At 69.8% G+C, this 3,241-nt stretch carries 3 protein-coding genes and 1 pseudogene; 1 reads left to right on the plus strand and 3 read right to left on the minus strand.

Features of this window, described 5'->3' with window-relative positions; translation table 11 throughout:
• Positions 1–804: pseudogene (locus GWK61_RS53420) on the plus strand (hypothetical protein); the annotation flags it as partial.
• Positions 805–862: 58 nt separating this feature from the next.
• Here GWK61_RS53420 and GWK61_RS53425 read toward each other — a convergent pair.
• From GWK61_RS53425 to GWK61_RS53435, 3 genes are read right to left on the minus strand one after another with little or no spacing between them, the layout of a single operon-like run.
• Positions 863–1,978 carry a DUF2332 domain-containing protein gene (locus GWK61_RS53425; RefSeq protein ID WP_194922067.1) on the minus strand — a complete coding sequence of 372 codons (1,116 nt, stop codon included), beginning with the start codon at positions 1,976–1,978 and terminating at the stop codon, positions 863–865.
• A 34-nt stretch (positions 1,979–2,012) separates the two neighbouring features.
• Complete coding sequence (locus GWK61_RS53430) at positions 2,013–2,672, minus strand: TetR/AcrR family transcriptional regulator (RefSeq protein ID WP_194922069.1); 660 nt, start codon at positions 2,670–2,672, stop codon at positions 2,013–2,015.
• A gap of 10 nt (positions 2,673–2,682) precedes the next feature.
• Positions 2,683–3,084, minus strand: coding sequence for a hypothetical protein (locus tag GWK61_RS53435; protein WP_194922071.1), 402 nt, complete (start codon positions 3,082–3,084; stop codon positions 2,683–2,685).
• Positions 3,085–3,241 lie beyond the last annotated feature (157 nt).

Raw genomic sequence — 3,241 nt, forward strand, 5'->3', positions numbered from 1 at the left:
CCCCCGACCCTGTCGACGACCACCAACCAAGCGATGATGCTCGGCTGGCCCACCGACTACTCCCTCTTCCCCGGCTACACGACCTCGAAGTCGCAGGCGGCCCCGACCGTCGACGCCATGATCCACGCCTACGGCAAGCCGGTCGACGACGGCACGCGCAACGTCCTGACCAACCTCGTCGGCTCCTTCAAACTGTGCGGCTACCAACTCAGCTCCTACACCTTCACCCTGCGCTGGGCCGGCGACCTGGCACACTCCGGCGGCCAAGGCGCAGCCCTCGTCGACGTCAGCCACGGCGGCGCCACCTACCGCATGGTCGGCTTCGACTCCTACAAGGGAGTCTGGCTCCAGCTGCCGACCGCGATCGACACCGGCGAGACATCCCACGTCGAGGCCGTGCCCCTCCCCGAACTCGACCAGCCGGCCCAGACCATGTACGCGGCCGTCGTCGCCGCCCCCGGTTCCCGGGTGACCATCTCCGGCACGGAGAACCACGGCCCCGGCAAGGGCTCGACGCCCTTCCAGACGGACCCGGTCACGGTCGGCTCGTCCGGCGTCGCCGAGGTGAAGCTCACCAGCACCGAAGCCGAAGGCCTCCTGCCCTACCCGACGATCACCTCCGTGACGGTCATCCGTCCCGACGGAACCACAGCCGCGGCACCGCTGGTAGGCGGCACCAGCACCGCACAGGAACAGTCGGCACGCGAGCTGCTGCCCGCGAACACGGTCTGCCCGGGCCCGACACCGGAGACGCCGGGAACGCCGGGAACGCCGCAGACCCCCGGGACGCCGTCAAAGCCCTGACTCACCCGATGTAGCCCCGGACACGCACACGTCCGGGGCTACCCGACGTACGCGAAGCTCAGAGCATGGCCGGCGCCCAGTCCAACCACGCACCATGCGGCCCGGCCGTCCCGAGCGAGAAACACCGCTCACGACCAGCCTGATAAAGCACCGCCGCCACCGACTCCACCCGCGGCGCGGACGGATCCTCCACCGGCCGCTCGACGAACAACCCCAGCCCGACCGAATCAGCTTCCTTCAGAATCAGCACCAGGTCCCGACGCGAACCCAGAGCCCTGACAAGCTCGACGAACGCACCGCGGCCCTCGGCGTCGAAATGCCCCAGCGTGTTCGACACGAAGACGCATGGCACCGCCGGGGCCGCCACCTTCCCGACCGCCGCCGCCAAGATGTCGACCGCGTCGCCCTTGCGCAGCCGCACCGGATACCTGACCGCCATGGCCAACGCCGCGTCCAGTCGAGCCCGGCGGGCGGCTTCCTCCGGCCAGACCTGCGCACGCAGCCAGGCCCGGGTCTCGGCATCGGCCGGGTTCAGCGGGTTCAGATCGAGGCCGACCCGCGAAGAGATCCGCAGCGCCTTGCTCACAAACGGGCCGAACGTCTTCGCAGTCGCGGCACCGCGGATGGGGCATCGCAGCACCGGTCCCAGCACGTCCTCACGATGGTCGGAACTCGCCAGAGGCGGACACTCCAACACCGAACCGTCGGCGAATTCGTATTCGTACCCATACCGATCCGGGTACAGCAGCAGCCCCGCGCTGGTCCCAACCTCGATCAGCCCCAGCGGCCGCCCCAGCCCCGCCTGAGCCCAGCCGAACGCCGGCCGCAACTGCGCGGCCCGCAGCGGCTCGTTGCTCTGGGTATCCCCCGCGACCAGCAGCGCCTCAATCCGGTCGCGGTGGCCGAGGACGAACCTCTCGAACACACCCGCCAGCTCCGCATCCGGCGCGCGGTCACCACCGAACGACGCGTAGTACGCGGCCAGCGGATCGTCCAGATGGTCGGCAAGCACCCGCTGCACGACGGCGAAGAACAACGCCACGTGCCGGTCGCCGGCCGCCTCAAACACTTCCCGCAACCGCGCGTCGCCGGCGACCTGGTCGGCCAACGCCGCATAGAGCGGCGAGGTACCGGCCGCATCTGTCGCGAACCTGCGGAAACCCTCGATGCTCATAGCGACACTGTAGATCGCGAAGCGTCGCGAACCGTCACCGAACCCGGCGGACCGCGGTGGGTTCCAGCAGCCGCGCCATCGTGCCGAGCATCAACTCGCGCGCCCTGGCCATCGACACCGCGGGATCCCCGAGCGCCGTCGGCAGTCCGATCCCGTCCAGCAGCGAGAGGATCACGATCGCGTCCGGCTCCGGATCCCCGGACGCGAACGCCCCGCTGTCCATCCCGGCGCGGATCGCGGCGGCGATGAGCGTGCGCCACGCGTTGTAGTCGCGCAGCACGTCCTGCCGCATCTCCTCGTCGCGCATCCCGTAACGCCACGACTCGATCCACACGCGTCCGCTCTCCGGCGCCTCCGGTCGGCAGCCCTCCAGCACCGTCTCGATGATGCGCACCAGGCGGTCCCACGGGTCCGGGACCTGCGCCAGTTCCTCGTGCAGGCGCGCCGTCTCGGTCTCCGAGGCGTGCTTGAACGCCGCGATCAGCAGGTCCTCGCGGGAGCCGAAGTAGTACTGCAGGGTGCTGACCGGGACCCCGCTGGCCGCCGAGACGTCCTGGAAGCGGGTGCCCTCGGCGCCGCGCTCGGCCAGGACCCGCACGGCCGCCTGGAGCACGTCGGTCTTGCGCCGTCCGGCCCGCCGACCGCTCCGATGCGCAGGAGCAGGCACAGGAGTGGATGGAGGCGGCGTGCTCATGGCCTGAAGTCTATAGACCTCGACGGAAATACCCGGGGTAACGCCAGCGCGCGATCAGCATCAACACCACCCCGACCAGCAACGCTCCGGCACCGATCAGGAAGATCCCGCCGACCCCCGCGAAGTGCGTCGCGCTGCTGGAAGCCGGCAGATAGGACCTGATCGACAGAACGAAGGCCCCGAGCAGCGCCAGGCCCCCGATCAGCGGAAGCACGCCCTTGGCCAGCAGGGCGCGCCAGCTCCGGCGCAGGTCCTTGCGGAAGATCCAGACGCAGGCCAGACCCATCAGCCCGTAGTAGAACGCGATCAGCAGCCCGGTCGCCGACGCCGAGTCGGCCAGGACGTTACTCGACGACAACGCCAGCAGCACGAAGAACGCCGCCGAGACGACCCCCATCGTGACGGTCGCCACGCCGGGGGTCAGGTACCGGGGATGAACGCGCGCTAGTGCGGTGACCGGTCACGTTCGCCGGGTGGTGTGACAGTGCGGGTCGCAGGCCTCATCTTTGGTAGTAGCGGGATCGCTACTGAAGGTGGGGCCTGCGATGGCAGAACCGGTTCGGGCACGA

Origin of the sequence: Catenulispora rubra (assembly GCF_015356825.1) — a bacterium.
Classification (GTDB): domain Bacteria; phylum Actinomycetota; class Actinomycetes; order Streptomycetales; family Catenulisporaceae; genus Catenulispora; species Catenulispora rubra.